This is a genomic window from Stutzerimonas stutzeri (genome assembly GCF_024448695.1).
In the GTDB taxonomy this organism is placed as follows: domain Bacteria; phylum Pseudomonadota; class Gammaproteobacteria; order Pseudomonadales; family Pseudomonadaceae; genus Stutzerimonas; species Stutzerimonas stutzeri_T.
The window spans coordinates 329211-356013 of the sequence record NZ_JAMOHY010000002.1 but is presented as its reverse complement, the minus strand read 5'-3'; the positions used below and the strand labels follow the sequence as shown (position 1 = coordinate 356013).

At 60.6% G+C, this 26803-nt stretch carries 27 protein-coding genes; 17 read left to right on the top strand and 10 right to left on the bottom strand.

Going from position 1 to position 26803, the window contains the following annotated elements; all coding sequences use genetic code 11:
• Positions 1–15 precede the first annotated feature (15 nt).
• Together NAV32_RS03895 and NAV32_RS03890 are read right to left on the bottom strand one after the other, a co-directional pair.
• Positions 16–1716 (bottom strand): AmpG family muropeptide MFS transporter, encoded by a 1701-nt coding sequence (locus NAV32_RS03895; RefSeq protein WP_256051471.1) that lies wholly within the window; start codon positions 1714–1716, stop codon positions 16–18.
• Positions 1717–1757: 41 nt separating this feature from the next.
• Positions 1758–2117, bottom strand: a complete 360-nt coding sequence (locus NAV32_RS03890) for an MGMT family protein (protein ID WP_256051470.1) — start codon at positions 2115–2117, stop codon at positions 1758–1760.
• A gap of 125 nt (positions 2118–2242) precedes the next feature.
• Here NAV32_RS03890 and NAV32_RS03885 point away from each other — a divergent pair, with 125 nt between their 5' ends.
• On the top strand, positions 2243–3247 hold the full coding sequence (locus NAV32_RS03885) for a DUF481 domain-containing protein (protein WP_256051469.1): 1005 nt from the start codon (positions 2243–2245) through the stop codon (positions 3245–3247).
• 105 nt (positions 3248–3352) lie between these two features.
• On the opposite strand, the gene NAV32_RS03880 is transcribed toward NAV32_RS03885, so the two are convergent.
• On the bottom strand, positions 3353–4111 hold the full coding sequence (locus NAV32_RS03880; protein WP_256051468.1) for an SDR family oxidoreductase: 759 nt from the start codon (positions 4109–4111) through the stop codon (positions 3353–3355).
• Positions 4112–4209: 98 nt separating this feature from the next.
• Between NAV32_RS03880 and NAV32_RS03875 the strand changes: the two genes are divergently transcribed.
• The 4 genes from NAV32_RS03875 to groL all read left to right on the top strand — a co-directional run bounded on the left by NAV32_RS03875 (position 4210) and on the right by groL (position 7767).
• On the top strand, positions 4210–4914 hold the full coding sequence (locus NAV32_RS03875) for a HugZ family protein (protein WP_256051467.1): 705 nt from the start codon (positions 4210–4212) through the stop codon (positions 4912–4914).
• A 160-nt stretch (positions 4915–5074) separates the two neighbouring features.
• Positions 5075–5539 (top strand): FxsA family protein, encoded by a 465-nt coding sequence (locus NAV32_RS03870; RefSeq protein WP_256051466.1) that lies wholly within the window; start codon positions 5075–5077, stop codon positions 5537–5539.
• Between the two features lie 245 nt (positions 5540–5784).
• The gene (locus tag NAV32_RS03865; protein ID WP_084304326.1) at positions 5785–6078 is read left to right on the top strand and encodes a co-chaperone GroES; all 294 of its coding nucleotides are present in this window, start codon (positions 5785–5787) and stop codon (positions 6076–6078) included.
• A gap of 48 nt (positions 6079–6126) precedes the next feature.
• On the top strand, positions 6127–7767 hold the full coding sequence (gene groL, locus NAV32_RS03860; protein WP_256051465.1) for a chaperonin GroEL: 1641 nt from the start codon (positions 6127–6129) through the stop codon (positions 7765–7767).
• A 79-nt stretch (positions 7768–7846) separates the two neighbouring features.
• On the opposite strand, the gene NAV32_RS03855 is transcribed toward groL, so the two are convergent.
• The 3 genes from NAV32_RS03855 to NAV32_RS03845 form a co-directional block, all read right to left on the bottom strand.
• Complete coding sequence (locus tag NAV32_RS03855; protein WP_256051464.1) at positions 7847–9469, bottom strand: methyl-accepting chemotaxis protein; 1623 nt, start codon at positions 9467–9469, stop codon at positions 7847–7849.
• 251 nt (positions 9470–9720) lie between these two features.
• Positions 9721–10770, bottom strand: a complete 1050-nt coding sequence (locus NAV32_RS03850) for an alkene reductase (protein ID WP_256051463.1) — start codon at positions 10768–10770, stop codon at positions 9721–9723.
• 35 nt (positions 10771–10805) lie between these two features.
• Positions 10806–11108, bottom strand: a complete 303-nt coding sequence (locus NAV32_RS03845) for an ArsR/SmtB family transcription factor (RefSeq protein WP_256051462.1) — start codon at positions 11106–11108, stop codon at positions 10806–10808.
• A 170-nt stretch (positions 11109–11278) separates the two neighbouring features.
• On the opposite strand from NAV32_RS03845, the gene ispF reads away from it, so the two are divergent.
• The 8 genes from ispF (at position 11279) to NAV32_RS03805 (ending at position 17939) form a co-directional block, all read left to right on the top strand.
• Positions 11279–11752 carry a 2-C-methyl-D-erythritol 2,4-cyclodiphosphate synthase gene (gene ispF, locus NAV32_RS03840; RefSeq protein WP_256051461.1) on the top strand — a complete coding sequence of 158 codons (474 nt, stop codon included), beginning with the start codon at positions 11279–11281 and terminating at the stop codon, positions 11750–11752.
• Positions 11749–12789: a tRNA pseudouridine(13) synthase TruD gene (truD, locus tag NAV32_RS03835; RefSeq protein ID WP_256051460.1), complete on the top strand. Its 1041-nt coding sequence runs from the start codon at positions 11749–11751 to the stop codon at positions 12787–12789. The genes ispF and truD overlap by 4 nt, the downstream gene beginning before the upstream one ends.
• Positions 12789–13538 carry a 5'/3'-nucleotidase SurE gene (gene surE / locus NAV32_RS03830; protein WP_256051459.1) on the top strand — a complete coding sequence of 250 codons (750 nt, stop codon included), beginning with the start codon at positions 12789–12791 and terminating at the stop codon, positions 13536–13538. The genes truD and surE overlap by 1 nt, the downstream gene beginning before the upstream one ends.
• 41 nt (positions 13539–13579) lie before the next feature.
• Positions 13580–14215 (top strand): protein-L-isoaspartate(D-aspartate) O-methyltransferase, encoded by a 636-nt coding sequence (locus NAV32_RS03825; RefSeq protein ID WP_256051497.1) that lies wholly within the window; start codon positions 13580–13582, stop codon positions 14213–14215.
• Positions 14216–14234: 19 nt separating this feature from the next.
• Positions 14235–15170 (top strand): DUF368 domain-containing protein, encoded by a 936-nt coding sequence (locus tag NAV32_RS03820; RefSeq protein ID WP_256051458.1) that lies wholly within the window; start codon positions 14235–14237, stop codon positions 15168–15170.
• Positions 15171–15255: 85 nt separating this feature from the next.
• Positions 15256–16032 carry a peptidoglycan DD-metalloendopeptidase family protein gene (locus tag NAV32_RS03815; protein WP_256051457.1) on the top strand — a complete coding sequence of 259 codons (777 nt, stop codon included), beginning with the start codon at positions 15256–15258 and terminating at the stop codon, positions 16030–16032.
• 97 nt (positions 16033–16129) lie between these two features.
• Positions 16130–17128, top strand: coding sequence for an RNA polymerase sigma factor RpoS (gene rpoS / locus NAV32_RS03810; RefSeq protein WP_256051456.1), 999 nt, complete (start codon positions 16130–16132; stop codon positions 17126–17128).
• Positions 17129–17792: 664 nt separating this feature from the next.
• Entirely contained in the window at positions 17793–17939 is a 147-nt protein-coding gene (locus NAV32_RS03805; RefSeq protein ID WP_256051455.1) for a hypothetical protein, read from the top strand.
• Between the two features lie 37 nt (positions 17940–17976).
• On the opposite strand, the gene NAV32_RS03800 is transcribed toward NAV32_RS03805, so the two are convergent.
• Positions 17977–18408, bottom strand: a complete 432-nt coding sequence (locus NAV32_RS03800; RefSeq protein WP_256051454.1) for a GNAT family N-acetyltransferase — start codon at positions 18406–18408, stop codon at positions 17977–17979.
• A 139-nt stretch (positions 18409–18547) separates the two neighbouring features.
• Here NAV32_RS03800 and NAV32_RS03795 point away from each other — a divergent pair, with 139 nt between their 5' ends.
• The gene (locus NAV32_RS03795; RefSeq protein WP_256051453.1) at positions 18548–18979 is read left to right on the top strand and encodes a universal stress protein; all 432 of its coding nucleotides are present in this window, start codon (positions 18548–18550) and stop codon (positions 18977–18979) included.
• Positions 18980–19015: 36 nt separating this feature from the next.
• Here the strand turns inward: NAV32_RS03795 and NAV32_RS03790 are convergent, their stop codons facing one another.
• Positions 19016–19360: a YajD family HNH nuclease gene (locus tag NAV32_RS03790; RefSeq protein WP_256051452.1), complete on the bottom strand. Its 345-nt coding sequence runs from the start codon at positions 19358–19360 to the stop codon at positions 19016–19018.
• Positions 19361–19413: 53 nt separating this feature from the next.
• Positions 19414–20118, bottom strand: a complete 705-nt coding sequence (locus NAV32_RS03785) for a YebC/PmpR family DNA-binding transcriptional regulator (protein ID WP_256051451.1) — start codon at positions 20116–20118, stop codon at positions 19414–19416.
• A gap of 223 nt (positions 20119–20341) precedes the next feature.
• On the opposite strand from NAV32_RS03785, the gene dgt reads away from it, so the two are divergent.
• Positions 20342–21838 (top strand): dGTPase, encoded by a 1497-nt coding sequence (dgt, locus tag NAV32_RS03780; protein ID WP_256051450.1) that lies wholly within the window; start codon positions 20342–20344, stop codon positions 21836–21838.
• 6 nt (positions 21839–21844) lie between these two features.
• Here dgt and NAV32_RS03775 read toward each other — a convergent pair whose 3' ends face one another.
• Positions 21845–22486, bottom strand: coding sequence for a TetR/AcrR family transcriptional regulator (locus NAV32_RS03775; protein ID WP_272890119.1), 642 nt, complete (start codon positions 22484–22486; stop codon positions 21845–21847).
• A 93-nt stretch (positions 22487–22579) separates the two neighbouring features.
• On the opposite strand from NAV32_RS03775, the gene NAV32_RS03770 reads away from it, so the two are divergent.
• Positions 22580–23677: an efflux RND transporter periplasmic adaptor subunit gene (locus tag NAV32_RS03770; protein ID WP_256051449.1), complete on the top strand. Its 1098-nt coding sequence runs from the start codon at positions 22580–22582 to the stop codon at positions 23675–23677.
• Between the two features lie 5 nt (positions 23678–23682).
• Positions 23683–26754, top strand: a complete 3072-nt coding sequence (locus NAV32_RS03765; RefSeq protein ID WP_256051448.1) for an efflux RND transporter permease subunit — start codon at positions 23683–23685, stop codon at positions 26752–26754.
• Positions 26755–26803: the final 49 nt, after the last annotated feature.

The window sequence follows — 26803 nt, the reverse complement described above, 5'->3', positions numbered from 1 at the left end:
CGGCTTCATCATTATTCAGGAGCGCCCGGAAGCGACTTCCCCTTCAGCTCCGTTTGACTGCTGGCGAGTCCTGCGCCATTGCCAGACGATCAGTATCAGCGTAGGTATGCCGAGCAGGGCTGTAACCAGGAAGAAGTTGCTGTAGCCCAGATTCTCCACCATCACACCTGAATAGCCGCCGAGCAGCCGAGGTAGCAGCAGCATCAGCGAGCTGAGCAGTGCGTATTGGGTCGCTGAGAACTTGAGGTTGGTCAGGCTCGATAGGTAGGCGACGAACGCTGTCGAAGCCAGCCCACCGCTGAAGTTGTCGCAGGAAATGGTGACGATGAGCATCTGCAGGTCCGCGCCCATTTCCACCAGCAGCATGAACATCAGGTTGGTCGCCGCCGAGGCCACACCGCCAATAAAGAGAATCGGCAGAATACTGAAACGTACGATCAGCAGGCCGCCGAATGCCGCGCCAAGCAGCGTCATGATCAGCCCGAACACCTTGCTGACGCTGGCGATCTCATCCTTGGTAAATCCCTGGTCGATGTAGAAGACATTGGCCATCACGCCCATGACCGTGTCGGACATCCGATAGGTGGCGATCAGTCCCAGCAGCAGCAGCGCTTGCCAGCGGTAACGGATGATGAAGTCGGTAATCGGTGTCAGCACCGGTCCCATCAGAATGCGACCGGGTGCAGACAGGCAGCCCCAGCAGATCAGCAGGTACATGGTGCCGCGTGGCCAGTAGCCACCCCAGTAAGACTGGAACATGCCGGTAGTCGAGACAATGAGGATAATCAGCACGATCACCGACACCGCCTGATGCGCGAAATCGAAACGTTGCGGGCGTTGCTTCTGCCCGGCCTGGCCGAGAATATGCCGCACCGGCACCAGCAGGGAGCGGCCCACGGGAGAAATGCTGCCGAGAATGAACAGCGCATAGAGCAGCGCTCGCGGCCAGGCCTGTGCGATCAGCGCGTTGATCATCGCCGGTACGGAAATCAGCAGTACCAGCAGCAGGCCGACAGCGGCCAGTTGGTGGTTGAAGGTATAGCGTGAAGGCTCGTCGGGTAGCGGGGCTGCGGCGGGAGGTTCGGGAATCAGCAGGCTGGTGATGAAGCCCGGCACGATCAGCAACGCGAAGATGAGGTAGGTCAGGGTCCAGGCGGCCTGGTCGTACTCCAGACTACTCGACCCCAGCCACTCGGCAAGAAACAGCGCGCCAGCGCTGGCCAGCAGCATGGCGACGCGATAGCCGGTCATGTAGCTGGCCGCCAGGGTTGCCTGCAGTTTGTCCTCGGCGATCTCCAGGCGATAGGCGTCGATGGCGATGTCCTGGGTGGCCGAAGAAAACGCCACCATCACCGCCAAGGCGATCAGCATGGTCAGATTGCTTTGCGGGTTGCACAGTGCCATGCCTACCAGGCCGATGGCGATCAGCGCCTGCGACAGCACCAGCCAGGAGCGCCGCCGTCCGAGTGCGCCGATCCACGGCAGGCGCCACTGGTCGAGCATCGGTGACCACACCCATTTGAAGGCGTAGGCCAGGCTGATCCAGCTGGCGAAGCCGATGGTTTCCCGCGAGACACCGGCTTCGCGCAGCCATACCGACAACGTCGAAAATACCAGGATCGCCGGAAGGCCTGCGGCGAAGCCGAGGATTAGCAGCGTCAGGGAGGCGGGGCTGGCATAGGCGGCGAGAGCATCGCGCCAGGTTTCACGGGGCATACGGCAATGATCTGTCAGGAAATGGGCACAAAGCGCGCACTCTACTCGTTGTGCCCGAATGATTGCCAGCCGTGCCGACGTACGTCCACCCGGTCATTGATGATGGTCAGGCCCTCGGCGCGCAGGCGCATGCGCTGCTCATGGCCCGCGGCACTGCCCGCCGGCAGGCTCAGGCGTCCGCCAGCGGCAATCACCCGGTGCCAGGGCAGACGGGTGTCGTCCGGCAGTTGTGACATCAACCGACCGACCCAGCGTGCGGCTCGACCGAGGCCGGCCATGGCAGCCAGCTCGCCATAGCTCACCACCTTGCCTTCAGGAATTTGCGCCATTACCAGATAAACGGCAGCCCGGCGTGCTTCGGCATCGGCGCCGGGTGGTAACAACGTTGACTGGTCGGTCATGGCAATGCTTCCTGATGAACTCGTCTTCCGCCTGGCGGTCAGTGCTTGCTGTGACCACAGGCATAAGGATAATGCGGCCCCAATCACGGCTATTAACCCACCCGATCAGAATTCAATACATTTATATGTTTTCCAGAACCCTGTTGTGCATGGCCTTGGCCACGCTACCCCTGCCATTGCTCGCTGATACCGTATGGCTTAAGAATGGTGATCGTCTGACCGGCAAGATCAGTGTCCTGGACGGTGGCAAACTGCTCCTTGAAACCGATTATGGCGGTTCGATTCCATTGAAGTGGAGCAGCATCGCCACACTGGAAAGCAACCAGAAACTGCTGATCAAGCAGGATCAGGTTGCCGGCGAGGTGGTCCAGTCGCTGCAGGCTAGCGATGACGGCAAGGTAATCCTCGCCAATGGTGCCAGCCCGCGCACCGTGGAGCTGGCGAGCATTTCGCAGATCATTCATCCCAAACCGTTGGTCCAGGACCTCACCTGGAAGGGCAACATCGATGTGGCGATGGACTACAAGCGCGCCGAGACCGATACCGACGACTACGATGTGTCCTTCGATACCAAGGCCCGGCACGGCCTGTGGAGGCACAACGGCACCGGCAGCTACAACCGCGAATACCGCGATGGCGTTACGGTTACCGACAACTGGGATGCCGAATATGCCCTCGACCGTTTCATCGACGAGCATTGGTTCTGGCAGGGACGTCTGAGCTACAAGCGCGATCAGATCGAGGATGTTCGTCGCCAGCGCACCCTAGGTACAGGTCCCGGTTATCAGTTCTGGGACAACGAGCTGGGTGCGTTCTCGCTGGCCTCGCTGATCAACCGCAGTGACTACGAATATGCCGACGGCAGCAAGGATGAATTCTTCCTGGCCGCCATGAAGTGGGATTACAACCGCTATCTGGTGGGCAAGACTTTCGAGCTGTTCAGCTCCGGCGAAATCGGCAAGCCGCTGGAAGGCGTGGCCGACTATGCGCTGGATGCCGAAGTAGGGCTGCGCTACAAGGTGACCGACTGGGCTTCGCTGAACATGAAGGCCGAGCGTGACATCGTCAGCGGCGCCGAGAACGAAACCGATGAAACCCGCTACACCATCGGCTTTGGGGTGGGTTGGTAAAGGCGGCAAGTTGCCTGTAGCCATTCGCCTCTGAAGCCACTCTCGCAGGCCGTGCGGCAGCGCTTTTGTGGGGTGGCTCAGCCACGAAGTTCTTGAAGCAGAAGCTTAAAGGCGCAGGCCGCCATCCAGCTCCAGAATCCGTCCGGTGAAGTAATCGTTCTCGAAGATGTAGGCCACCGAGTGGGCGATTTCCATCGGCGTTCCCAGGCGCTGGAGCGGGATGCCGGCGGTCATCTTCGCCAGTGCCTCGGGTTTCATGCTGGCGACCATTTCGGTCTCTATGAAGCCGGGCGCCACACCTGCCACGCGGATGCCATAGCGCGCAAGCTCCCTGGCCCAGACCACGGTGTCGGCGGCGACGCCGGCCTTGGCGGCGGAGTAGTTGGCCTGGCCCATGTTGCCGGCGCGGGAAATCGAGGAAATGTTGATGATCGCGCCCTGGCGCTTCAACTCGATCATCCTGGCCGCCACTTCCCGGGTGCAGAGGAAGACGCCGGTCAGGTTAACGTCGATCACTGACTGCCACTGCGCCAGGCTCATCTTCGACAGCTCGCCATCCTTGACCTTGATGGTCAGGCCATCGCGCAGGATGCCGGCATTATTGACCAGGCCATCGAGCCCACCGAAGTCCTCGCTGACCTGATGCACCATGTGGCTGACCTGTTCCTCATCAGCAACATTGCACAGATAGGCGCGCGCCTCACCACCTGCCTGTTTGCAGGCCTGGACGGCTTCATCGAGGCGCTCCTGGTTGAGATCGACCAGCGCGAGGCGGGCGCCCTTGCCGGCGAGGTATTCGCCCATCGCGCGTCCCAGGCCCTGACCGCCGCCGGTAATGATGATGACCTTGTCTCTGAGCTGCATGGCCATCTCCCGTTTTTATAATGGATGTGTATCGCGACGCCTTCAGAGGACGGGTTATGCTGGCGCGGTTCAATAGCCAGCAGTCCCAGGAGCCAAAGGTGAGCGTAGAAGCCGTCAAGAATGCCCGACTATTACTGCTCAAGGAATACCGGGGCGTGCTCTCCACACACTCCCTGGCAATGCCGGGATTTCCCTTTGGTTCGGTCGTGCCCTACTGCCTGGGCGAGGAGGGCTGGCCGCTGATACTGATCAGCCGGATCGCCCAGCACACCCGCAATCTTCAGGCTGATTCGCGCTGTTCGTTGCTGGTGGCCGAGCGTGGCGTTGAAGATGTGCAGCTTAACGGCCGACTGACCCTGATGGCCGAGGCACGACAGTTGATTGAGCCGCTATTGGTCGAGGCTGCGGCTGAGCGCTATTACCGTTACTTCCCCGAGTCACGTGACTATCATCGCGTGCATGATTTCGACTTCTGGATTGTGCAGCCAGTGCGCTGGCGTTTCATCGGTGGTTTTGGCGCCATTCACTGGCTCGATCAGGTTGCGAGGGCCAATCCCTTTGCCGGTGCCGAGGGCGGCGAAGGCGGCATGCTCGAACACATGAATGCCGATCATGCTGCAGCTATCAGGCATTACGTCGAGCAGGCGGGGCTGTCGGCTGCATCCGAAGTCAGGATGGTTGGGATAGATGCCGAGGGCTTTCACCTGCGCATCGGGCAGGCCGTTCACTGGTTGCCCTTTCCGTCTGAATGTTCGACCGCCGCCCAGGTGCGTCAGGCCCTGGTGGCCATGGCTCGTGCCTGATTCAGCAGGGCTTCAGCTTCATCCGGTAGTTTTCAAGGCTTGTTGACGACGGGCAGGGCGAATAATCCCGTTACAGCCTGCTCGTCAATCGGCTTGAATTCGGCGCCGTATGCCGTCATCTACACAGAATTGGAAGCTGTTCTTCCGCCAAGGATTATTGATGCGAATTATCTTGCTGCTTTTTCTCCTGTTCCCGCTGGCCGAGCTGGCGCTGCTGATCCAGGTCGGCAGTTCCATCGGGGTGCTGGCGACCATCCTCGTGCTGGTGCTCAGTGGCATGGCTGGCATTCTGCTGATGCGCTTTGCCGGTTTTGCCACCGCCTGGCGTGCCCGTGAGCGGCTGGCACGAGGTGAATTGCCGGAGCGTGAAATGCTCCAGGGCGTGATGATGGTCGTTGCCGGTGGCCTGCTGTTTCTACCGGGTTTCCTCAGTGATCTGATCGCCCTGCTGTTGTTGTTCCCGCCCTCGCGCAAGCTCTTTCTGGGCGTGCTCGGTCGTCGTGCCGAAGCCCAGGCGCAGCGCCGTCGGGCCTTTGCCGATGATCTTCGTCGACAGCATGAGCAAGCTGCCGGGGCTCAGCGCCCGAACGTGATCGAGGGCGAATGGGAACGTCGCGACAAGTGATACGGCTATCGATCTGCAGGGTCCGCGCAGCCAGACCCTGCGTCCTCGTGCTGTAAAAAAATAGTCGCTGGCCCTTGAAATCATTTTCCTCGCCCGCATCTAGCGGACACCGCAAGGTCGCTGTCGCATTTTGACAGTCCGTCTTCTGCGGCTCGCACAGCGGGCCGCAACCGGCACCGCCGGAATTTGCCAACCCGCCGATGAGATGCATCGGCATGGAACCACTCTGTTAGGAGAGATCGACAATGAAGCTTCGTCCTCTGCATGACCGCGTCGTGATTCGTCGCAGCGAAGAAGAAACCAAGACCGCAGGCGGTATCGTCCTGCCGGGCTCCGCTGCCGAGAAGCCGAATCAGGGCGAAATCGTTGCTGTGGGCACTGGCCGCGTGCTGGACAACGGTGAAGTGCGTGCGCTGGCCGTCAAGGTCGGCGACAAGGTGGTATTCGGCCCTTACTCCGGCAGCAACACCGTCAAGGTTGACGGCGAAGACCTGCTGGTGATGAGCGAGAACGAAATCCTCGCCGTCGTTGAAGCCTGATCACCCCGAATCTCCGTAACCAATTTCAAGAATTGAGGATCAATCAAAATGGCTGCTAAAGAAGTCAAGTTCGGCGACTCCGCACGCAAGAAGATGCTGACAGGCGTAAACGTCCTGGCTGATGCAGTAAAAGCGACCCTCGGCCCGAAAGGCCGTAACGTGGTTCTGGAAAAGAGCTTCGGCGCTCCTGCGATCACCAAGGACGGCGTTTCCGTCGCCAAGGAAATCGAGCTGAAGGATCGCTTCGAGAACATGGGCGCCCAGCTGGTCAAGGACGTTGCGTCCAAGGCCAACGACGAAGCCGGTGACGGCACCACTACCGCCACCGTTCTGGCTCAGGCCATCGTCAACGAAGGCCTGAAAGCCGTCGCTGCCGGCATGAATCCGATGGATCTGAAGCGCGGCATCGACAAGGCCACCATCGCCATCGTCGCCGAGCTGAAGAACCTGGCCAAGCCGTGCACCGACACCAAGGCCATCGCCCAGGTCGGCACCATCTCCGCCAACTCCGACTCCTCCATCGGTGACATCATCGCCGAAGCCATGGAGCGCGTAGGCAAGGAAGGCGTGATCACCGTTGAAGAAGGCTCGGGCCTGGAAAACGAACTGTCCGTCGTAGAAGGCATGCAGTTCGACCGTGGCTACCTGTCGCCTTACTTCATCAACAAGCCGGACACCATGGTGGCCGAGCTGGACAGCCCGCTGCTGCTGCTGGTCGACAAGAAGATCTCCAACATCCGCGAAATGCTGCCGGTGCTGGAAGCCGTTGCCAAGGCCGGTCGTCCGCTGCTGATCGTTGCCGAAGACGTCGAAGGCGAAGCCCTGGCCACCCTGGTGGTCAACAACATGCGCGGCATCGTCAAGGTTGCTGCGGTCAAGGCACCTGGTTTCGGCGATCGCCGCAAGGCCATGCTGCAGGACATCGCCATCCTGACTGGTGGTACCGTGATTTCCGAAGAAGTCGGCCTGAGCCTGGAAACCGCTACCCTGGAGCACCTGGGTAACGCCAAGCGCGTCGTGCTGAACAAGGAAAACACCACCATCATCGACGGCGCTGGCGCTCAGGCTGATATCGAATCCCGCGTTGCCCAGCTCCGCAAGCAGGTCGAAGACACCACGTCCGACTACGACAAAGAGAAGCTGCAAGAGCGTCTGGCCAAGCTGGCTGGCGGTGTTGCCGTGATCAAGGTCGGTGCCGGTACCGAAGTCGAGATGAAAGAGAAGAAGGCCCGCGTTGAAGACGCCCTGCACGCAACCCGTGCTGCCGTCGAAGAAGGTGTGGTACCTGGCGGCGGTGTTGCCCTGGTGCGTGCGCTGCAGGCCATCTCCGAGCTCAAGGGCGACAACGAAGACCAGAACGTCGGTATCGCTCTGCTGCGTCGTGCTGTCGAAGCACCGCTGCGCCAGATCGTCTCCAACGCCGGCGGCGAGCCGAGCGTAGTGGTCGACAAGGTCAAGCAGGGTTCGGGCAACTTCGGCTTCAACGCCGCATCCGACACCTATGGCGACATGATCGAGATGGGCATCCTCGATCCGGCCAAGGTCACCCGTTCCGCACTGCAGGCTGCGGCCTCCATCGGCGGTCTGATGGTCACCACCGAAGCCATGGTTGCCGAAGTGGTTGACGACAAGGCTGCCCCGGCCATGCCGGACATGGGCGGCATGGGTGGCATGGGCGGCATGATGTAAGCCAGCCAGCCACGCTGTATAAAAAACCCCGAGCTTGCTCGGGGTTTTTTTGTGCGCGTGATACAGGATCTTGCGTCGGTCAGTCCTTGAGGCGGTGCGTCACTTCGCTGAGTTGTGCCGACAGGCCATGCAGGTTCTGACTGGCGGTTTCGGTACGCTCGACGTTTTCCTGATTGCGCGTGGCGATCATGGTGATTTCGGTGATGTTGCGCGAAATGTCTTCGGCAACGGCTGTTTGCTCTTCGGCCGCCGTGGCGATCTGTCTGTTCATGTCGCGGATGGCTTCGATGGCGGCGGTGATGTGCTGCAACATCTGCCCGGCCTGCGTCACTTGTTCGAGGCCTTTTTTGCTGTGTGCCTGACCGTTTTCAATGGCATGCACCGCGTTGCTCGCACCGGTCTGCACGGTGTCGATGATCTGGTGGATTTCCGCCGTCGATTCGGAGGTGCGCTGTGCCAGCGTGCGGACCTCGTCGGCGACTACGGCAAATCCGCGTCCGGCCTCACCGGCGCGCGCCGCTTCGATGGCCGCGTTGAGCGCCAGCAGATTGGTCTGGTCGGCGATCCCGCGAATTACTTCAAGTACCTTGCCGATACGTGCGCTGTCGCCTTCGAGGCGACGGATGACATCGGCGGTACTGCTGATCTGGTTGCTCATCTGGGTAATGGTCCCGATGGTCGAACGCATCACGGTCTCGCCCTGTTGTGCCGAGTCGTCGGCAGCATTGGCAGCCTGGGCCGCTTCGGCGGCATGACGCGAGACTTCCTGAGCGGTGGCGGACATTTCGTGTATCGCCGTGGCGACCTGGTCGGTGCGCGAGAATTGGTCTCGGGTGCCCTCGGCCATCAGCGTGGCGATGGCGTGCAATTCACCACTGGCACTGTCCAGGTTCGACGTGCCCTGTCGCAAGCGGGCAAAGGTGTCGGCGAGGAAATCACGCAGGATGTTCGCTGCCGTGGCGAGGCGACCGAGTTCGTCCGCACGGCTGGCATCCACAGGCTTGCCGATCTTGCCCTGGCTGAGTCGGGCGACGTGCTCGATGAGAATCGTGATGGGATTGATGATATTGCGGTTGACCAGCCACAGGCTGAGCAGAGCCACCAGCGCGCCCACCAGCAGCATGATCATCGGACCGAGCAGGGTCGTGGATGAGGCGTTTGCGTGGAGCCTTTCGGAGTGGGTATCGGCGGATTGGCGAAGCTGTTCTACCAGCTCGCTCATCTGCTCGCTGGCGGCGCGGTCGATACCGCTTACTGCGGCGTCACCGATGATCGGATCGCCGCCAGCGACAATGAAGGCATCCAGGCCCTTGCGATAGGCAGTGCCGAGGTTGCGGTGTTCGTCGCGCAGGCGCTCGATCTGCATGGCCAGTGCGGGCTTGTGGGCAGTCAGCCTCAGCAGCTCGCCGAGGATGTTCTGCACCTGCGTTTCCTGGGCCTGGAACTGCGCCCAGTACCTGTCGCGGCGCTCGGGCTGGTTGCCGCGCAGCAGCACGTTCTTCCATTCCTGCACTTGGGTCTTGAACTCCAGATTGGCTTCGCCGATCAGCCGGGACTCGGTGAGCGGGCCGTCGAGTAGTTGCTGGAACTGATCGATGTTGCGGTTGAGGAAGTGAATGCAGGCCAGGGCTGTGAGCAGTATCAACAGCAGACTGCCACCGATCAGCATGAGAATTTGCGTGCGCAGGGATTTTTGAAACATGGATGGATTTCGCTCGTGGATCGAATGGTAAAAACGTGGAGGGCATCCTTGGCCCCACAACTTCTCGGCAATACCGTGAAATTCTTGAACGTCGGCCAGACAGGGTGGGGATGCAGCAGGCAGGGAATAGTACGTGTCGTGTGTTGCACCACGCGCTTTTCACGTGGGGGGGAAGCGATGCGAGGCGTAATTCGGGCGTCGAAACGGAAAATGGCCCGACCGGAGGCTTCCGGTCGGGCCATCGTCAGAGATCAGAGTGACGGATAGTCGGTATAGCCCTCTGCGCCCTGGCTGTAGAAAAGCTGTGGGCGTGGCTCGTTGAGCGGTGCGTCCTGGCGCAGGCGCTCGACCAGATCGGCGTTGGCAATAAAGGGAACACCAAAGGCCACTGCATCGGCCTTGCCTTCAGCCAGCCAGGCGTTGCTCTGTTCCTTGTTGAAGCCTTCGTTGGCGATATAGACACCGCCAAAAATCCGCTTGAGCTGCGGCCCCAGGCTGTCTTCGCCGGCATGCTCGCGCGTGCAGATGAAGGCTACGCCACGCTTGCCCAGTTCGCCTGCCACGTAGCCGAAAGTCTCGGCACGGTTGGAGTCGCCCATGTCATGAGAGTCGGCGCGCGGTGCCAGATGCACACCGACACGACTCGCGCCCCAGACACTGATGGCGGCATCGGTGACTTCAAGCATCAGGCGTGCACGGTTTTCCAGTGAGCCGCCGTACTGGTCGCTGCGCTGGTTGGTGCTGTCCTGCAGGAACTGGTCGAGCAGGTAGCCATTGGCACCATGGATTTCCACGCCGTCGAAGCCCGCTTCTTTCGCGTTCTCGGCACCTTTGCGGTAGGCCTCGACGATGGCCGGAATCTCGCTGGTTTCCAGCGCACGAGGCGTTTCATAGTTCTTCTTGGGGCGCACCAGGCTGACATGCCCCGCCGGCTGGATGGCACTCGGTGCAACCGGTAGCTGGCCGTCGAGATAGAGCGGGTCGGAGATGCGTCCGACATGCCAGAGTTGCAGCACGATCTTGCCGCCCTTGGCATGCACGGCGTCGGTAATCTTCTTCCAGCCCTGCACCTGTTCGGCGGACCAGATGCCAGGGGTGTCCGGGTAGCCGACGCCCATGGGCGTCACCGAGGTGGCTTCGCTGATGATCAGGCCGGCGCTGGCGCGCTGGCTGTAATACTCGACCATAAGCTCACCGGGCACGCGGCCCGGCTCTGCGCGGCAGCGGGTCAGGGGCGCCATGATGATGCGATTGGACAGTTCCAGGTCGCCGATCTTGATGGGGTCGAAGAGTGTGGGCATAACGATACCGCTCCTGTGTAGGGGTGCGAGAGGGTTCAGAGTTGCTGGCCGATGCGCTCGATAAAGGCCCGGATGACCGGTTCGTTGCGCTTGAAAAAATGCCACTGGCCGACTTTCTGGCTGGAAATCAGCCCGGCCTTCTGCAGGGTCGCCAGGTGTGCCGAAACCGTGGACTGCGATAGTCCGGCACGCTGGTCGATCTGTCCGGCGCAGACGCCGTTTTCCAGTGAGTGGTACTGCTGGGGAAAGTACCGTTGCGGCTCCTTCAGCCACTGCAGGATGTCCCGGCGCAATGGGTGGGCGAGTGCCTTGATGATGTCGTCGAAGTCGTCTGGCATGGCGTCTGGATGGATGTATATCGGAGTGGGGCGAACTATATATCGGATATTGACGATATAGGAAGTTATTCAAGCGATCATTTTGATAATGACGGTCTGCGCCTGCCATTCGTTCAAGCGCCGCCAGCTCCTGTAGAATCGCCGGCTGAGTTTCCAGGGGTGTTCTATCTATGCGTATCGGCCACGGTTACGACGTGCATCGCTTCGGCGAGGGCGATTTCATCACGCTCGGCGGCGTGCGGATTCCTCACAGGTTCGGATTGTTGGCGCATTCCGATGGCGACGTACTGCTGCATGCGCTCAGCGATGCGCTGCTCGGTGCGGTGGCACTGGGCGATATCGGCAAGCATTTCCCCGATACCGACCCGCAGTTCAAGGGCGCCGACAGCCGGGTGCTGCTGCGTCATGTGTTGAAGCAGGTGCAGGCCAAGGGCTGGAAGGTCGGCAATGTCGACGCCACCATCATCGCCCAGGCGCCCAAGATGGCGCCGCATATCGAGACCATGCGTAGTCTGATCGCCGAGGACCTGCAGGTCGATCTGGACCAGGTCAATGTCAAGGCCACCACCACCGAGAAACTGGGCTTTACCGGGCGCGAAGAAGGCATCGCCGTGCATGCGGTGGCGCTGCTGGTTCGCGCATGACCGAAGATCAGTTGCTCGGGCCGCGCGCGCATGGTGGGACGTGTGGCAGCGCTGTGCTCAAGGCGGTTGCCGAGGACTTCCAGGTTGATGAAGTGCTGGACATTCCGCTGTCCGGTGAGGGTGAGCATCTTTGGCTCTGGGTCGAGAAGCGCAACCTCAATACCGAGGAAGCGGCGCGACGCCTGGCCCGTGCCGCCGGCGTACCGCTTCGAAGCATCAGCTATGCCGGCTTGAAGGATCGTCAGGCGCTGACACGCCAGTGGTTCAGCCTGCATTTGCCGGGCAAGGCCGATCCAGCACTGGATAAGGCCGAAGACGAGACGCTGAGAATTCTCAAGGTACGCCGCCACCAGCGTAAATTGCAGCGTGGTGCGCACTCGGCCAATGGCTTCACCCTGCGTCTGACTCAGCTGCAAGCCGATCACGCCGAACTCGACGAACGCCTGCAGCGTATCAAGGTCCATGGCGTACCCAATTACTTCGGCTTGCAACGCTTCGGTTTCGAGGGTGGCAACGTACTGGGCGCCCGCGAATACGCAGAGCGACAGGAGCTGCCCGTGCAACGCAACCTGCGCTCACGGCTGCTTTCTGCGGGGCGCAGTTACCTGTTCAACAGCGTGCTGGCCGAACGTGTCGCCAGTGGTATATGGAACCAGGCGCAAGTGGGCGATCTGCTGGCGTTCACTGACAGTCGCAGCTTCTTTCCCGCAGGCGAAGCCGAATGCGCCGACCCACGCCTGGCTATCCTTGATCTGCATCCTACCGGCCCGTTGTGGGGGGCTGGCGAGTCGCCCGCAGGTGCCGGGATGCGGGTGTTGGAAACAGCCGTCGCAATGGCCGAGCCGGCAATCGCCAAGTGGCTCGCAGAAGCTGGAATGAAGCATGAACGGCGTATTCTTCGCCTCCCCATTGGCGGCTTGTCGTGGCATTATCCGGTGCCTGACATTCTGCAACTTGAATTCGTCCTGCCGACCGGATGCTTCGCCACGGCTGTGGTGCGTGAACTGGTCAGCCTGGCAGGGCAGACGGATATCTGATGCGTATTCTGATCGCCAACGACGACGGGGTGTATGCACCTGGGCTCGCCGCGCTTTATGACGCGCTGGCGGATTATGCCGAGTGCCGGGTGGTCGCCCCCATCCAGGACATGAGTGGCGCCAGCAGTTCGCTGACGCTGGACCGCCCGTTGCACCCGACGACTATGCCGAACGGTTTCATCGGCGTGAACGGTACGCCCACCGACTGTGTGCATCTGGGCATTAACGGTTTGCTCGACGAGGCGCCCGATATGGTGGTTTCGGGCATCAACCTGGGTGCCAACCTTGGCGATGACGTGCTCTATTCCGGCACCGTCGCCGCTGCCATCGAAGGCCGCTTCACCGGCAAGCCGGCGTTTGCCTTTTCGCTGGTCTCGCGCTCACCGGAGAACCTGCCCACGGCGGCTTATGTCGCCCGCAAGCTGGTGGAGAAGCACGATCAGCTGGATCTGCCGCCGCGAACCGTGCTGAGCATCAACGTGCCCAACCTGCCGCTGGACCACATCCGCGGTATCCAGCTCACGCGTCTCGGGCATCGTAGCCGGGCCAAGCCCCCAGTGAGGCAGGCCAATCCGCGCGGCAAAGATGGCTACTGGATCTCCGTGGCTGGCGATGTCGAAGATGGTGGGCCGGGAACCGATTTCCATGCGGTGATGCAGGGCTATGTCTCGATTACGCCGTTGCAGCTTGATCGAACCTTTCGTGAGGCCTTCCAGGCGCTGGATGGCTGGCTGGAGGGGGTTCTGTGAATCATCTTGGACAGGAGAATCTGATGCGCCACGGAACCGGGATGACCTCGCAACGTACCCGTGATCGTCTGATTCAGCGCCTCTATGAAGAGGGCTTGTCGAACGCGCATGTGCTGGAGGTTATCCGGCGCACGCCGCGCCATCTGTTCGTCGACGAAGCGCTATCGCATCGCGCTTATGAAGACACTGCGTTGCCCATCGGCCACAACCAGACCATTTCTCAGCCATTCATGGTCGCGCGCATGAGCGAGCTGCTGCTGGCTGATGGCCCGCTGGACAAGGTGCTGGAGATCGGCACGGGTTCCGGTTATCAGACCGCCGTGCTGGCACAGCTGGTGGAGCGGGTGTTCTCGGTTGAGCGAATCCAGGCGTTACAGGAGCGAGCCAAGGAACGCCTGGCCGAACTGAAGTTGCGTAATGTGGTCTTTCGCTGGGGCGATGGCTGGGAAGGGTGGCCGGCATTGGCGCCTTATAACGGCATCATCGTGACTGCGGCGGCAGCGGACGTGCCGCAAGCCCTGCTCGATCAGCTGGCGCCCGGTGGGCGTCTGGTGATACCGGTCGGTGCGGGTGAGGTTCAGCAATTAATGCTGATCGTTCGTGAGGAAGACGGTTTTTCCCGGCAGCTGCTGGATACCGTGCGTTTCGTACCGCTGCTCAATGGACCTGTAGTTTGAAGACTCAGCGGAAGGAAGCATGAAGAGCGCGTTAATGTTGTACCTCAAGGGCGCAGCCATGGGGGCCGCCGATGTGGTTCCAGGCGTGTCCGGCGGCACTATTGCCTTTATTACCGGGATATACGATGAGCTGCTGCGCTCGATCGGCGCGATCCCCGGCGCTGTATTACTGCTGCTGCGTGGGCGCATTCGAGACGCGTGGAAGGCAGCCAATGGCACCTTTCTGCTGATTCTGCTGAGCGGCGTTTTAACCAGCGTGTTCAGTCTGGCCAAGCTGATCTCGTATCTGCTGGAGGGGCATCCGATCCCGATCTGGTCGTTCTTCTTCGGCCTGATCCTGGTGTCGGTGCATCTGGTCGGCAAGGAGATTCAGCGCTGGGATCTGTCACGCATCATCGGGTTGATCCTTGGCGTCGCCTTCGCCTACCTGATCACCGTGGCTGCTCCGGTACAGTGGAGCAGCAGTGGTATGAGCCTGTTTTTTGCAGGCGCCATCGCCATTTGCGCGATGATTCTTCCCGGTATTTCCGGCAGTTTCATTCTGGTGCTGCTGGGGCTTTATCCGGTTGTGCTGGCTGCGGTGAAAACACTCGATATCGGCACACTGATGTTTTTTGCAACCGGCTGCCTGGTGGGGCTCCTGAGCTTCGCGCGTGTGCTCGGCTGGATGCTCGGGCGCTGGCGTGATCTGACCCTGGCGTTTCTCACCGGGCTCATGCTGGGTTCACTGAACAAAGTCTGGCCCTGGAAGGAGACGCTTACCTGGCGTACCAACTCCCAGGGCGAGCGCACACCCGTACTTGAGCAGAATATTTCTCCGGACAGTTTTGCCAGCCTTACCGGACAGGACCCGCAACTGATGCTGGCCGTGCTGATGGCTGTTGCAGGCATTGTGCTGGTATTGGGGCTTGAATGGTTTGCCAGTCGGCGTCAGCCTATGGCTCAGAACGTCTGAGCAGATTAAGTCCAGGGAGTGTTCGTTGAGGCTCACAGCAGTTGTGCGGTGGATTTGCAAGCCTTCGGCCCGTGGTGCACTGGTCATGGCGCTGGCGGCTGCTTTGCTGGCCGGTTGTGCAAGCTCGCCTACGGGTGGCGTGCAGGTAGTTGATCGCAACTCTCGGGACCGCGTCTCCAGTGGTCATTACATCGTTCAACGCGGTGATACGCTCTGGTCCATCGCCTTTCGCTTCGGCTGGGACTGGAAAGCGCTTGCCCAGCTTAACGGCATCGGTCCGCCGCATGTGATCTATCCGGGTCAGCGGATCCGCTTTGGAGGCAGTGCTCCGCGCAATGTCGCCAGCGCACCTCCCGCGTCTCCACCCAGTGTTCAGACCCCGCGTGCATCGGCTCCGATCGTGACGCCCGTACCCGCGCCTCCGCCCATCACCCGAGCACCCCAGGTGGCTCCGCAAGCGACTACCCCGGTCAAGCCGGTGGCCCGTTCGGCAAGCGGTTGGGCATGGCCGGCGAAAGGGCAGATTATTGGTCGCTTCTCTTCAAACGGCAGTTTGAATAAAGGGATTGATATCGCCGGGGAATTAGGACAGCCTGTTTTAGCTGCTTCTGATGGGGCTGTTGTGTACGCCGGTAGTGGTTTGCGGGGTTACGGCGAACTTGTGATCATCAAGCACAGCGATACCTATGTAAGCGCCTACGGCCACAACCGCAGGCTGCTGGTTCAGGAAGGCCAACAAGTCAAAGCTGGGCAAAGCATTGCCGAGATGGGATCGACTGGAACCGACCGGGTGAAGCTGCACTTTGAGATTCGCCGCCAGGGCAAACCTGTAGATCCTCTGCAATACCTGCCAAAACCTTGAGCTGAGGCCTGCCTGTTCCGGTAACAGGGGGCTCGTGTGTTGCCAGGGATTGCGTGCCACCCGAGCCTGTTGTCGAACTCAGAACAGGACAACAATAATGGCTCTCAAAAAAGAAGTGCCGGAGTTTGACGTAGACGATAGCGTTCTACTAATGGAGCAGGCCTCTGGATTGAAACGCCCCAGCGACAGCTCTCGCGTTCGTTCGATCGGCTCCAGATCCGGGACCACTACCGCCAGGCAACACAAGTTCATCGATTACAACCGGGCGCTCGATGCCACCCAGTTGTACCTCAACGAAATCGGCTTTTCTCCCCTCCTGACTCCCGAAGAAGAAGTGCATTTCGCTCGCCTGGCCCAGAAGGGTGATCCGGCGGGGCGCAAGCGCATGATCGAAAGCAACCTGCGGCTGGTGGTGAAGATCGCCCGGCGGTACGTCAATCGTGGGCTGTCACTGCTGGACCTGGTTGAAGAAGGCAACCTCGGACTGATCCGGGCCGTGGAGAAGTTCGACCCCGAACGCGGCTTCCGTTTTTCCACCTATGCCACTTGGTGGATTCGGCAGACTGTCGAGCGGGCGATCATGAACCAGACCCGCACCATTCGCCTGCCCATTCATGTGGTCAAGGAACTGAACGTCTACTTGCGCGCCGCCCGTGAGCTGACCCAGAAGCTCGACCATGAGCCCAGCCCCGAAGAAATCGCCAATCTGCTGGAAAAGCCGGTTGCCGATGTCAAGCGCATGCTCGGGCTGAACGAGCGGGTGACCTCCGTGGATGTGTCGCTCGGCCCGGACACCGACAAGACGCTGCTCGATACGCTCAGTGACGACAAGCCGAACGATCCTTGCGAGTTGCTGCTCGATGATGATCTTTCAGCCAGCATCGACCAGTGGCTGTCCGACCTGACCGAGAAACAGCGGGATGTGGTCATTCGCCGGTTCGGTTTGCGCGGCCATGAAAGCTGTACCCTGGAGGAGGTTGGCAAGGAGATCGGCCTGACCCGCGAGCGGGTGCGTCAGATCCAGGTCGAGGCGCTCAAGCGCATGCGTGAGATATTTGAGCGCAATGGCCTTTCCAGCGAAGCGCTGTTCGGTTAACAGGCAGTTACGAATTGTGATCAGCACCTGTCAGCCCCCTGGCGATAGCGGCGAAGGGGGCTTTTTCCTGGCTATGCCCAATGAGTGTTGCGAGCACTTGAGGTATGAGAATCCTTCAGTGGGAGTGCTCCATCAACACGCAACGGGGACATAGCCTTTTTCTTTGCGGGGCAGGGCGCGTTCGGGAGCCACTTCCATGAACACTCTCCCATTAGGTTAATCCTTTCATTGTCTGGGGTCTTTCAGAAACGGTTTTCCGTGTAAGCATTTGCTTACGGTGCGTGTAAGTAATGAGAGAAAACATCCGTTAGTGTCTGGCAGGACTGAAATTAAGTGTTTGATTCAGAACGTAAAACTAACAATTGGCTTGATGCTGTCCAGTTCCGGGTTGTCTTTTCATGAGTTGCCGTTGCGGCTGAGAAGCTTAATATCGCAACCGTGCTCATGGACAGGCACAGCCGGCAAGGAAGTCGGTCAGGATCAGCCGCAGGAAACGGCTTCATCAGGACGATGAGCAGGAAATACAAGGAAGCATGGAAGGAGGCGGGCGGGGGTTAAACCCCCGCCCCTTTTTTTGCACGGAACAAAGGCGGGCGAACGGACTTCGCTGAACGACTCTTGCGATTGGCAGACTAAGGCTATGACCCATTCGCAGGAGCTCATCATGAACGGTAATGCCCCGCAAGAACCCTCCCGGCCTGATCATGCCGAGGAAGATCCGGTTGATCGTCATCCTGACGAAGCCGACGAAGATCAGTTGGATGAAGCGCTGGAAGAAACCTTTCCCGCAAGCGACCCGATTTCACCATAGCCGCAAAGGGCAGCTGACCAGCTGCCCCTCAGTCCGTTTATCTCTCGTTGTCGTGCCGTAGCGCTATCAGGGTCCTGTTGCTGTTGTAACGTTGCAGGCGTGATGCAAGTGCCTCCGGCAGCACCATGCTTTCATTGAAGCCGAGTCGTCGATAGAAAGAGACCTGTTCCGGGACGCAAAACAACCAGACTGGTCCGCTGTTTTCGCTAACCGCCCTGGCAACCAGGCGTGCGCCCAAGCCTTTTTTGCGCTGCTCAGGCGCAACCAGCAGTCCGCTCAGCCAATACCCGTTTTCGACGCTGCTCAAGCAGAGTGCTGCCACGATTTCAGTTGTGCCGGCGACCCAGCAGCGCGCACCTGCCGGAGCGCGCATATGGCTGCGATGGGCTCGGTAGAATTTATTCAGCAATGGCCTGTATTCGCTTGGCAGCAGGCGCAGTTGATCGTCGGATATGGAAGTTCTGTGCATGTTCGCTGGCCGCTTTTTGCCCGCACATTCTGGTCTGGTGACTTGGCGGTGTGCCCTGGATCAATGAATGCTTGTGTGCCTGGTCGAAGCGTTTGCGCATTGGGTTATGCTGCCTTCACACACTTCATGGAGGTTCGACATGCGCAATATTCTTCTCGCTTTCGATGGTTCGGACAATTCCCGGCGGGCGCTGCAGTACATCGTCAATCTCGCCACCGATGCCCCCAAGCCGCTCGAGGTGCATGTGCTCAATGCCCAGCATGAGCCGGTGATTTACGGTGAATACGTCACATCCAACATGATCGAAGATCTCAACAACAGCCTGTTGGCCAAGTCGCGCACCCTCATTGCCGAGGCGACAACGGTGTTGCAGGCGGCAGGTATCGCTCATGAGGGTCACGCCGCTCTGGGTAACGTGGCCGAGCAGGTTAATGAAGCCGTCAAGCGGCTGGGCTGCGATACCGTGGTGATGGGCACGCGAGGCCTGGGCAGCTTCACCGGCATGCTGCTGGGTTCGGTCGCCAACCGGGTGATTCATGAGGTGTCGGTGCCGGTCCTGTTGGTGAAATAACGAGTGAAATGAATTGCAGTGAAAAGCCGGGCTGGTTCAATCCGGCTTTTTCTTGAGCAGATCGGCGAGGTTGGCGAAGGCCTTGAAGGTTTCTTTCGGTCCCAGGTCACTGCCGGGTCGAGCTTCAGCGTGGTACTGATTGTCTGTATAGCGTGAATGCTCGTTGTCGTGGCAATACAGGCAGAGCAGCTCCCAGTTCGAGCCGTCTTCGGGGTTGTTGTCGTGATTATGGTCCTTGTGATGGACCGTCAGTTCGCTCAAGCGCTTGCCTGAAAACTCGCGGGCGCAACGTCCGCATACCCAGGGGTACATTTTCAGGGCTTTTTCACGATAGCCCTGCTCGCGCTGGGCGTAAGGCGTATTCGGCTTGTTCGTGCTCATTTCTATGTCCTGCTGACAAAAGCCATCAATCGAAGTCTGCGACAGTATTGCCGTCAGCCTGCCAGTCCGACGTAGACATTCTGCACGTCGTCGTGGGCGTCGATGGCCGCGAGGAAGGCTTCGACCTCTTCGAGTTCTTCGGCGGACAGCGTTGCCACGGGATTCTTCGGGCGATAGCCGAGCTGTGCCGACTGCACGCTGAAGCCGTGTTCGGGCAGAGCACGGCAGACCGTATCCAGATCCGTGGTGTCGCTGATGAACAGCCAAGTGCCTTCGTCGGCTTCTTCAAAGTCCTGGGCGCCGGCTTCAATCGCCGCCAGTTCCGGATCGGCATCGGCCGTGGCAGGAGCTGCCTCGATCATCCCGCAATGGTCGAAGTCCCAGGCAACCGAGCCCGAAGCGCCCAGCTGGCCCTTGCGGAACAACACGCGGATTTCGGCCACGGTGCGGTTGATGTTGTCGGTCAGACACTCGACGATCACCGGCACCTGATGCGGCGCGAAGCCTTCATAGGTGGTGCGCTCGTAGTGCACGCTTTCACCCAGCAGGCCGGCGCCTTTCTTGATGGCGCGCTCCAGGGTTTCGCGCGGCATGGAAGCCTTCTTCGCCTGCTCCACAACCAGGCGCAAGCGAGGATTCATGTCCGGATCGGCACCGCTGCGCGCCGCGATCATGATTTCCTTCGACAGCTTGCCGAAGGTACGGCCCTTGGCGTTGGCTGCCGCTTCCTTGTGTTTCGCTTTCCACTGTGCGCCCATGCTGGCTCTCGTTTTTCGTGCGGATGAGGGAGTCGCCCGTCTGACGGTCGATTCTAGCGGTTGCTGTCGTTGCAGGCACGACCTGAGCGACAAACAGGTGCAGCTTGCGGGTACCGAAACATGTCCGACTGAACGTGTTCGGCCATGCTTCCTGCGGCCTGTCTTGGTAAACCAGGCGTGTCGCGTTAGGCTCGCGACTCCATTGCTGTTGCGAGTGCGATCCATGCCGGTGTCTGTGAACTTCAAGAACAAGATTTCCCGCCAGCGGCCCTATGGTCGAGTGGAAGGGGGGCTCAAGGCATCGGAATGCGATCTGTCGTTGATCGTCGATCAGCTTGAAAGCGATCGGGGACGCATCATCAATTCTGCTGGCGTACGCCGTCTGCAGCAGAAGACCCAGGTCTTCCCGCTGGAGCGCAATGCTGCGGTGCGCAGCCGTCTGACGCATTCGCTGGAAGTACAGCAGACGGGGCGCTTTATCGTCCGCACGCTGTTCCGGCAGCTGGGTGACAAGGCCGGGCTGTACGGTCTCGACGGGCTTGAAGGGACGCTGGAAAGCCTGGTGGAAATGACCTGCCTGATGCACGACATCGGCAACCCGCCCTTCGGTCATTTTGGTGAATTCGCCATTGGTGAGTGGTTCGCGCGCCACCTGGAGACACTATTTGATGCTGCTGTGCCGGTCGGGGTGGGCGATGAGACCTTGCGTGCGCAGATGTTGGCCGACCTGCGAGCGTTCGAGGGTAATGCCCAGGCGCTTCGCCTGGTGGTCAGCCTGCAGCGACTGAACCTGACGTATACCCAGACCGCCGGGCTGCTCAAATACGTGCGTGTCGCTTATGCGCCAAAACCCGAGAAGGGCTCGTTGGGCGCGTATCTGCACAAAAAACCGGGCTTTTACCTGTCCGAGGAGCCTTTCGTCTGCGCGTTGCAGGCTGCGCTTGGGCTTGCCCCCGGCACCCGTCATCCGGTCGCCTACATCATGGAAGCGGCGGACGATATCGCCTATTGCCTGGCCGATATCGAGGACTCGGTGGAGAAGGGCATCTTCAGTATCGAGCAGCTGGCCCGGTTGCTGGTGGAGAAGTTCGCCGAGCATGGCTCGCCGGACGAGCCGGTTGCGGCAACCGGACGCAGCTTTCGCAGCATGGTCGCCTATGCCGAATCACGGGCGCAGAAGGAGACGATCAACAAGGTCGGCGAGTTTTTCATCTGGCTGCGGGTGAATATGGTGCATCCGCTGGTGCAGCACGCAGCCCGGCAGTTCATCGAGCATATCGAGCCGGTGTACCACGGTACCCTGGACCGCGCCCTGCTGGAGGATGCCAGCCTGGAGAACGCCATCGTACAGACCTTCAAGGACGTTGCGATGGAGCACGTCTTCTGCCACCGCGAAGTGGAGACGCTGCAATTGCAGGGCTACCGGATTCTGCAGGGGTTGCTGGATGCCTACGCGCCACTGCTGAGCGTGCCTGTGCCGGTGTTCCATGCGCTGACCGATGGTGTCTGCCGCAGCGAGCCACACCTGCAGATGCTGGCCAGGCGCTTGCCCAGCCAGTTGGTCAAGGCCTATCACGAGGCGCTGAAGAGTCATCCTGACGGCTCGCCCAATCAACCGTTGTGGGCGTTCTACTATCGCTGCCGGATGCTGCAGGATTTCGTCAGCGGCATGACCGATCAGCTTGCCCAGGACGAGTTTCGCACCCTCTCGGCGCTGTAAGCGCGGTTAGTTTTCAGCGGCGTAAGCGCGCAGGAACAGCGTGACGACATCCTCCACATGCCGCTCCGCTTCGACCGTATCCGGTGCGTTGTCATAGCCAATCAGCAGACGGAAATGCGTGCCTCCCTTGAGCATCGAGCAGAAATGCTCCGCGCCGCGCATGGGCTCAGGTACACCCAGTAGGCCGCATGCGTGGGCCTGGCCAAGCAGCTGTTCGAGATCCTGTAGCAGTCGCTGCGGTCCGGCGTCGTAGAACATCCGTGACAGCCCCGGATTCTGCGTCGCCATCGCCACCATCACGCGGTGCAGGCCGATGGACTCGGGGCTGTTGGCCAGCTCCTGCAGCGCATGGCCGAGATCCAGCAAAACCTGGCGAATCGAGCAATCCTCTTCCAGGACGAACAGTTTGCGCGGCAGGCGCGTCTCGCAGGTGGTCTTCACCGCAGTAGCGAACAGCGCTTCCTTGTCCTTGAAATGACTATAGAGCGTGAGCTTGGAAACACCGGCTTCGGCGGCGATGGCATCCATGCTGCTGCCTTCGTAGCCGTTGCCGAGAAAAAGCGTCTGCGCGGCGGCAAGTATCGCCTCGCGCTTTGCGGGGTCCTTCGGACGACCGGGGCCTGATGATGCGGGCAAGTCTTCAATCATGGGATACGTTTAATACTGGACTGGCTGGTTTGGTTATTTTTACTATACCCGGCAGTATAAGTATTCACGTTCGTTTTGTGAGAGAGAATCCGCGTGCTCAAACCTGCCCTGCCTCTTATCGGTGCCCTTGGTTTTGCCTTGCTGGCTGGCTGCGGCAATGGCGAGTCCGAACCCGTCACGGTACGACCCGTGATGGTGGTTCAGCCGCAACCGGCGAGCGAAGCCTTCGAGAGCTATCCGGGCGAGATTCATGCCCGTTACGAACCCGAGTTGGCGTTTCGTATCGGCGGCAAGGTGGTCGAACGTTTGGTCGAAGCCGGTGAGCGCGTGCGCAAGGATCAGCCACTGGCCAGCCTCGATCCGCAGGACGTTCGCCTGCAACTCGAAGGCATCCGCGCTCAGGTGACGGCTGCCGAGGCAAATTTGCGGGTCGCGCGTGCCGAACATGAGCGCTACAAAACCCTGATGCAGCGGCAGCTGGTCAGCCGTTCGCAGTTCGATGCCTCGGAAAATACCTACCGCGCAGCCCAGGCGCGCTTGCAGCAGACGCGTGCCGAGTTTGACGTGGCCAGCAACCAGGTCGACTACGCGGTATTGCGTGCCAGCCGTGACGGGGTAATCGCCCAGCGCCGCGTCGAAGTTGGTCAGGTGATTGCTGCTGGCCAGACAGCCTTTGTCCTGGCTGCAGATGGCGAGCGCGAGGTGGCGATCAACCTGCCCGAGCAGGCGCTGGAGCGTTATTCGGTGGGGCAGGAGGTGGTAGTGGAGCTCTGGTCTCAGCCGGACAAGCGCTATCCGGGGCAAATCCGCGAGCTGTCGCCAGCCGCCGATGAGCAGTCGCGGACCTATTCGGCGCGTGTGGCCTTTACCCAGGCCGATGTGCAGGTTGAGCTGGGCCAGAGCGCACTGGTGTCGATTCGCAGCGCCGACGAAGTATCGCTTGCCGTGCCGCTGTCGGCCGTCACCGCCGAGCAGGGCCAAGCCTATGTCTGGCGAGTAAAGGAAGACGCCACTCTGGAGCGTGTCACTGTGCGGATCGGTGCCTTCGGTGAAACCCAGGTGCCGGTGCTGGACGGTCTGCAGGCCGAGGACTGGGTTGTCATGGCCGGGGTCCAGCTGCTGCATGAAGGCCAGGCGGTCAGACCCATCGACCGCGACAATCGTCCGGTTGCGCTGGCTGGCCAGGAGTAATCCCGATGCGCTTCAACCTTTCTGCCTGGGCGCTGGGCAATCGACAGATTGTGGTCTTTCTCATGCTGCTGATAGCCGCCGTGGGCGTGCTCTCCTATGGCAAGCTTGGCCAGAGCGAAGACCCGCCGTTCACCTTCAAGGCCATGGTGATCCAGACCAACTGGCCCGGCGCCACCGCCGAGGAAGTCTCCCGTCAGGTCACCGAGCGCATCGAAAAGAAGCTGATGGAGACTGGTGCGTACGAACGTATCGTCTCCTTCTCGCGGCCGGGTGAGTCCAATGTGACCTTCATCGCCCTCGATTCGCTGCGTTCCCGGCAGATCCCGGATCTCTGGTACGAGATACGGAAGAAAATCGGCGATATCCGGCATACCTTGCCGTCTGGCGTTCAGGGGCCGTTCTTCAATGATGAATTCGGCACCACCTTCGGCAATATCTATGCGCTGACCGGCAAGGGTTTCGATTACGCCGTGCTCAAGGATTACGCCGACCGCATCCAGCTGCAGCTGCAGCGGGTCAGGAGTGTCGGCAAGGTCGAACTGATCGGCCTGCAGGACGAGAAGATCTGGATCGAGCTGTCCAACGTCAAGCTGGCCACCCTTGGCGTGCCGCTCGAAGCAGTGAAGCAGGCACTGGAAGCACAGAATACGGTGATGTCGGCGGGCTTCGTCGAGACGCCAAGCGAGCGCGTCCAGCTGCGTGTGACGGGCAGCTTCAAGACGGTCGAGCAGATTCGTGATTTCCCCATTCGGGTGGCGGGCCGGACTTTTCGCATAGGTGACGTGGCCCAGGTCTATCGTGGCTTCAACGATCCGCCGGCACCGCGCATGCGCTTCATGGGGGAGCCGGCAATCGGCCTGGCGGTATCCATGAAGGACGGGGGCGATATCCTCCTGCTCGGTGAAGCGCTGCAGAGCGAGTTCGCCCGCCTGCAGCAGGAGCTGCCGGCCGGCATGGAGCTGCGCAAGGTGTCCGACCAGCCGGCTGCGGTTAAAACCGGGGTCGGCGAGTTCGTCAAGGTGCTGATCGAGGCGCTGGTCATCGTGCTGCTGGTGAGCTTCTTTTCCCTCGGCGTGCGCACCGGTCTGGTGGTTGCGTTGTCGATCCCGCTGGTGCTGGCGATGACCTTCGCCTCCATGCACTACTTCGATATCGGCCTGCACAAGATTTCCCTCGGCGCCCTGGTGCTGGCGCTGGGGCTGATGGTGGACGACGCCATCATCGCTGTAGAGATGATGGCGATCAAAATGGAGCAGGGCTTCGATCGGCTCAAGGCTGCCAGCTTTGCCTGGACCAGCACAGCCTTTCCGATGCTCACCGGCACCCTGATCACTGCGGCCGGATTCCTGCCGATTGCCACCGCGCAGTCCAGTACGGGTGAATACACGCGCTCGATCTTTCAGGTGGTAACCATTGCGCTGGTCGCCTCCTGGATCGCGGCGGTGATGTTCGTGCCGCTGCTGGGCGAGAAGCTGCTGCCGGATCTGGCCCGGCGTCACGCGCAGAAGCATGGCGGCAGCGCTCAGGGTCACGATCCGTACTCCACGCCGTTCTACCAGCGGGTAAGGCGGCTGATCCATTTCTGCGTGCGCTGGCGCAAGACAGTGATCGTGCTGACGCTACTGCTCTTCGTCGCCTCGATTGGCCTGTTCCGCATCGTCCCGCAACAGTTCTTCCCGGCCTCGGGGCGTCTGGAGTTGATGGTCGATCTGAAGCTGGCCGAAGGCGCCTCGCTCAAGGCCACCGAAGCCGAGGTGCGGCGTCTGGAGGAGATGCTCAAGGCGCGTGCCGGGATCGACAATTACGTTGCCTATGTCGGCAACGGCTCGCCGCGTTTCTATTTGCCCCTCGACCAGCAACTGCCGGCGACCAGCTTTGCCCAGTTCGTGGTGCTGGCGGACAGCATCGAGCAGCGCGAAGCCCTGCGCAGCTGGCTGATCGAGCGACTGGAGCATGACTTTCCCAGCCTGCGGGGGCGTGTCAGTCGCTTGGAAAATGGGCCGCCGGTGGGTTACCCGGTGCAGTTCCGGGTGACCGGCGAGCATATCGATGTGGTGCGCGATCTGGCGCGTCAGGTGGCCGCAAAAGTGCGGGAGAACCCTCATGTGGTCAACGTCCACCTTGACTGGCAGGAGCCGAGCAAGGTGGTCTGGCTGAATATCGACCAGGACCGTGCCCGCGCCCTCGGTGTGAGTACGCTGGAACTGTCTGGCTTTCTCCAACGCACCTTCACTGGCGCCACGGCGAGCCGCTTTCGCGAAGACAACGAGCTGATCGAAATCCTCCTGCGCGGTACCGCGCGCGAGCGTGAAACCCTGTCGATGCTGCCCAGTCTGGCGATTCCGACGGCCAGCGGACGCAGTGTGCCGCTGGCGCAGGTTGCAACACTGGAGTACGGCTTCGAGGAAGGGGTGATCTGGCACCGCAACCGCCTGCCAACGGTCACAGTGCGTGCCGATATCTATGGCGAGCAGCAGCCGGCCACGCTGGTCAAACAGATCGAGCCGACGTTGCGCGAGGTGCGTGAGGCGTTGCCTGGCGGCTACCTGCTGGAAGTCGGCGGTTCGGTTGAAGACTCCAGCCGTGGCCAGGCTTCGGTGAATGCCGGCATACCGCTGTTTATCATCGTCGTGCTGAGCCTGTTGATGATTCAGCTCAGGAGCTTCTCGCGCACGGCCATGGTCTTTCTCACCGCGCCCCTGGGGCTCATCGGCGTGACGCTGTTCCTGCTGCTGTTCGGCCAGCCATTTGGTTTCGTCGCCATGCTCGGCACCATTGCACTGTCGGGGATGATCATGCGCAACTCGGTGATTCTGGTCGATCAGATCGAGCAGGACATCAGTGCCGGCCATGATCGTTTCAGCGCCATCATCGATGCCACCGTGCGCCGTTTTCGCCCCATCGTGCTGACTGCTCTGGCAGCAGTGCTGGCCATGATCCCGTTGTCGCGCAGCGTATTCTTCGGTCCCATGGCGGTGGCCATCATGGGCGGGTTGATCGTCGCTACCGTGCTGACGCTGCTGTTTCTGCCGGCGCTCTACGCCGCATGGTTCAGGGTGCGGGAAGAGGCTGACTGAGGAAGGGGAATGATCTAAGCTCAGGCCATGAATCCCCCAGGAAGCCAGG

What these genes read in the sequence shown, in the direction of transcription:
- NAV32_RS03895 (WP_256051471.1), bottom strand. Translation starts at nt 1,716, where the DNA reads ATGCCCCGTGAAACCTGGCGCGATGCTCTCGCCGCCTATGCCAGCCCC.
- NAV32_RS03890 (WP_256051470.1), bottom strand. Translation starts at nt 2,117, where the DNA reads ATGACCGACCAGTCAACGTTGTTACCACCCGGCGCCGATGCCGAAGCA.
- NAV32_RS03885 (WP_256051469.1), top strand. Translation starts at nt 2,243, where the DNA reads ATGTTTTCCAGAACCCTGTTGTGCATGGCCTTGGCCACGCTACCCCTG.
- NAV32_RS03880 (WP_256051468.1), bottom strand. Translation starts at nt 4,111, where the DNA reads ATGCAGCTCAGAGACAAGGTCATCATCATTACCGGCGGCGGTCAGGGC.
- NAV32_RS03870 (WP_256051466.1), top strand. Translation starts at nt 5,075, where the DNA reads ATGCGAATTATCTTGCTGCTTTTTCTCCTGTTCCCGCTGGCCGAGCTG.
- NAV32_RS03865 (WP_084304326.1), top strand. Translation starts at nt 5,785, where the DNA reads ATGAAGCTTCGTCCTCTGCATGACCGCGTCGTGATTCGTCGCAGCGAA.
- groL (WP_256051465.1), top strand. Translation starts at nt 6,127, where the DNA reads ATGGCTGCTAAAGAAGTCAAGTTCGGCGACTCCGCACGCAAGAAGATG.
- NAV32_RS03855 (WP_256051464.1), bottom strand. Translation starts at nt 9,469, where the DNA reads ATGTTTCAAAAATCCCTGCGCACGCAAATTCTCATGCTGATCGGTGGC.
- NAV32_RS03850 (WP_256051463.1), bottom strand. Translation starts at nt 10,770, where the DNA reads ATGCCCACACTCTTCGACCCCATCAAGATCGGCGACCTGGAACTGTCC.
- NAV32_RS03845 (WP_256051462.1), bottom strand. Translation starts at nt 11,108, where the DNA reads ATGCCAGACGACTTCGACGACATCATCAAGGCACTCGCCCACCCATTG.
- ispF (WP_256051461.1), top strand. Translation starts at nt 11,279, where the DNA reads ATGCGTATCGGCCACGGTTACGACGTGCATCGCTTCGGCGAGGGCGAT.
- truD (WP_256051460.1), top strand. Translation starts at nt 11,749, where the DNA reads ATGACCGAAGATCAGTTGCTCGGGCCGCGCGCGCATGGTGGGACGTGT.
- surE (WP_256051459.1), top strand. Translation starts at nt 12,789, where the DNA reads ATGCGTATTCTGATCGCCAACGACGACGGGGTGTATGCACCTGGGCTC.
- NAV32_RS03825 (WP_256051497.1), top strand. Translation starts at nt 13,580, where the DNA reads ATGACCTCGCAACGTACCCGTGATCGTCTGATTCAGCGCCTCTATGAA.
- NAV32_RS03820 (WP_256051458.1), top strand. Translation starts at nt 14,235, where the DNA reads ATGAAGAGCGCGTTAATGTTGTACCTCAAGGGCGCAGCCATGGGGGCC.
- NAV32_RS03815 (WP_256051457.1), top strand. Translation starts at nt 15,256, where the DNA reads ATGGCGCTGGCGGCTGCTTTGCTGGCCGGTTGTGCAAGCTCGCCTACG.
- rpoS (WP_256051456.1), top strand. Translation starts at nt 16,130, where the DNA reads ATGGCTCTCAAAAAAGAAGTGCCGGAGTTTGACGTAGACGATAGCGTT.
- NAV32_RS03805 (WP_256051455.1), top strand. Translation starts at nt 17,793, where the DNA reads ATGAACGGTAATGCCCCGCAAGAACCCTCCCGGCCTGATCATGCCGAG.
- NAV32_RS03800 (WP_256051454.1), bottom strand. Translation starts at nt 18,408, where the DNA reads ATGCACAGAACTTCCATATCCGACGATCAACTGCGCCTGCTGCCAAGC.
- NAV32_RS03795 (WP_256051453.1), top strand. Translation starts at nt 18,548, where the DNA reads ATGCGCAATATTCTTCTCGCTTTCGATGGTTCGGACAATTCCCGGCGG.
- NAV32_RS03790 (WP_256051452.1), bottom strand. Translation starts at nt 19,360, where the DNA reads ATGAGCACGAACAAGCCGAATACGCCTTACGCCCAGCGCGAGCAGGGC.
- NAV32_RS03785 (WP_256051451.1), bottom strand. Translation starts at nt 20,118, where the DNA reads ATGGGCGCACAGTGGAAAGCGAAACACAAGGAAGCGGCAGCCAACGCC.
- dgt (WP_256051450.1), top strand. Translation starts at nt 20,342, where the DNA reads ATGCCGGTGTCTGTGAACTTCAAGAACAAGATTTCCCGCCAGCGGCCC.
- NAV32_RS03775 (WP_272890119.1), bottom strand. Translation starts at nt 22,486, where the DNA reads ATGATTGAAGACTTGCCCGCATCATCAGGCCCCGGTCGTCCGAAGGAC.
- NAV32_RS03765 (WP_256051448.1), top strand. Translation starts at nt 23,683, where the DNA reads ATGCGCTTCAACCTTTCTGCCTGGGCGCTGGGCAATCGACAGATTGTG.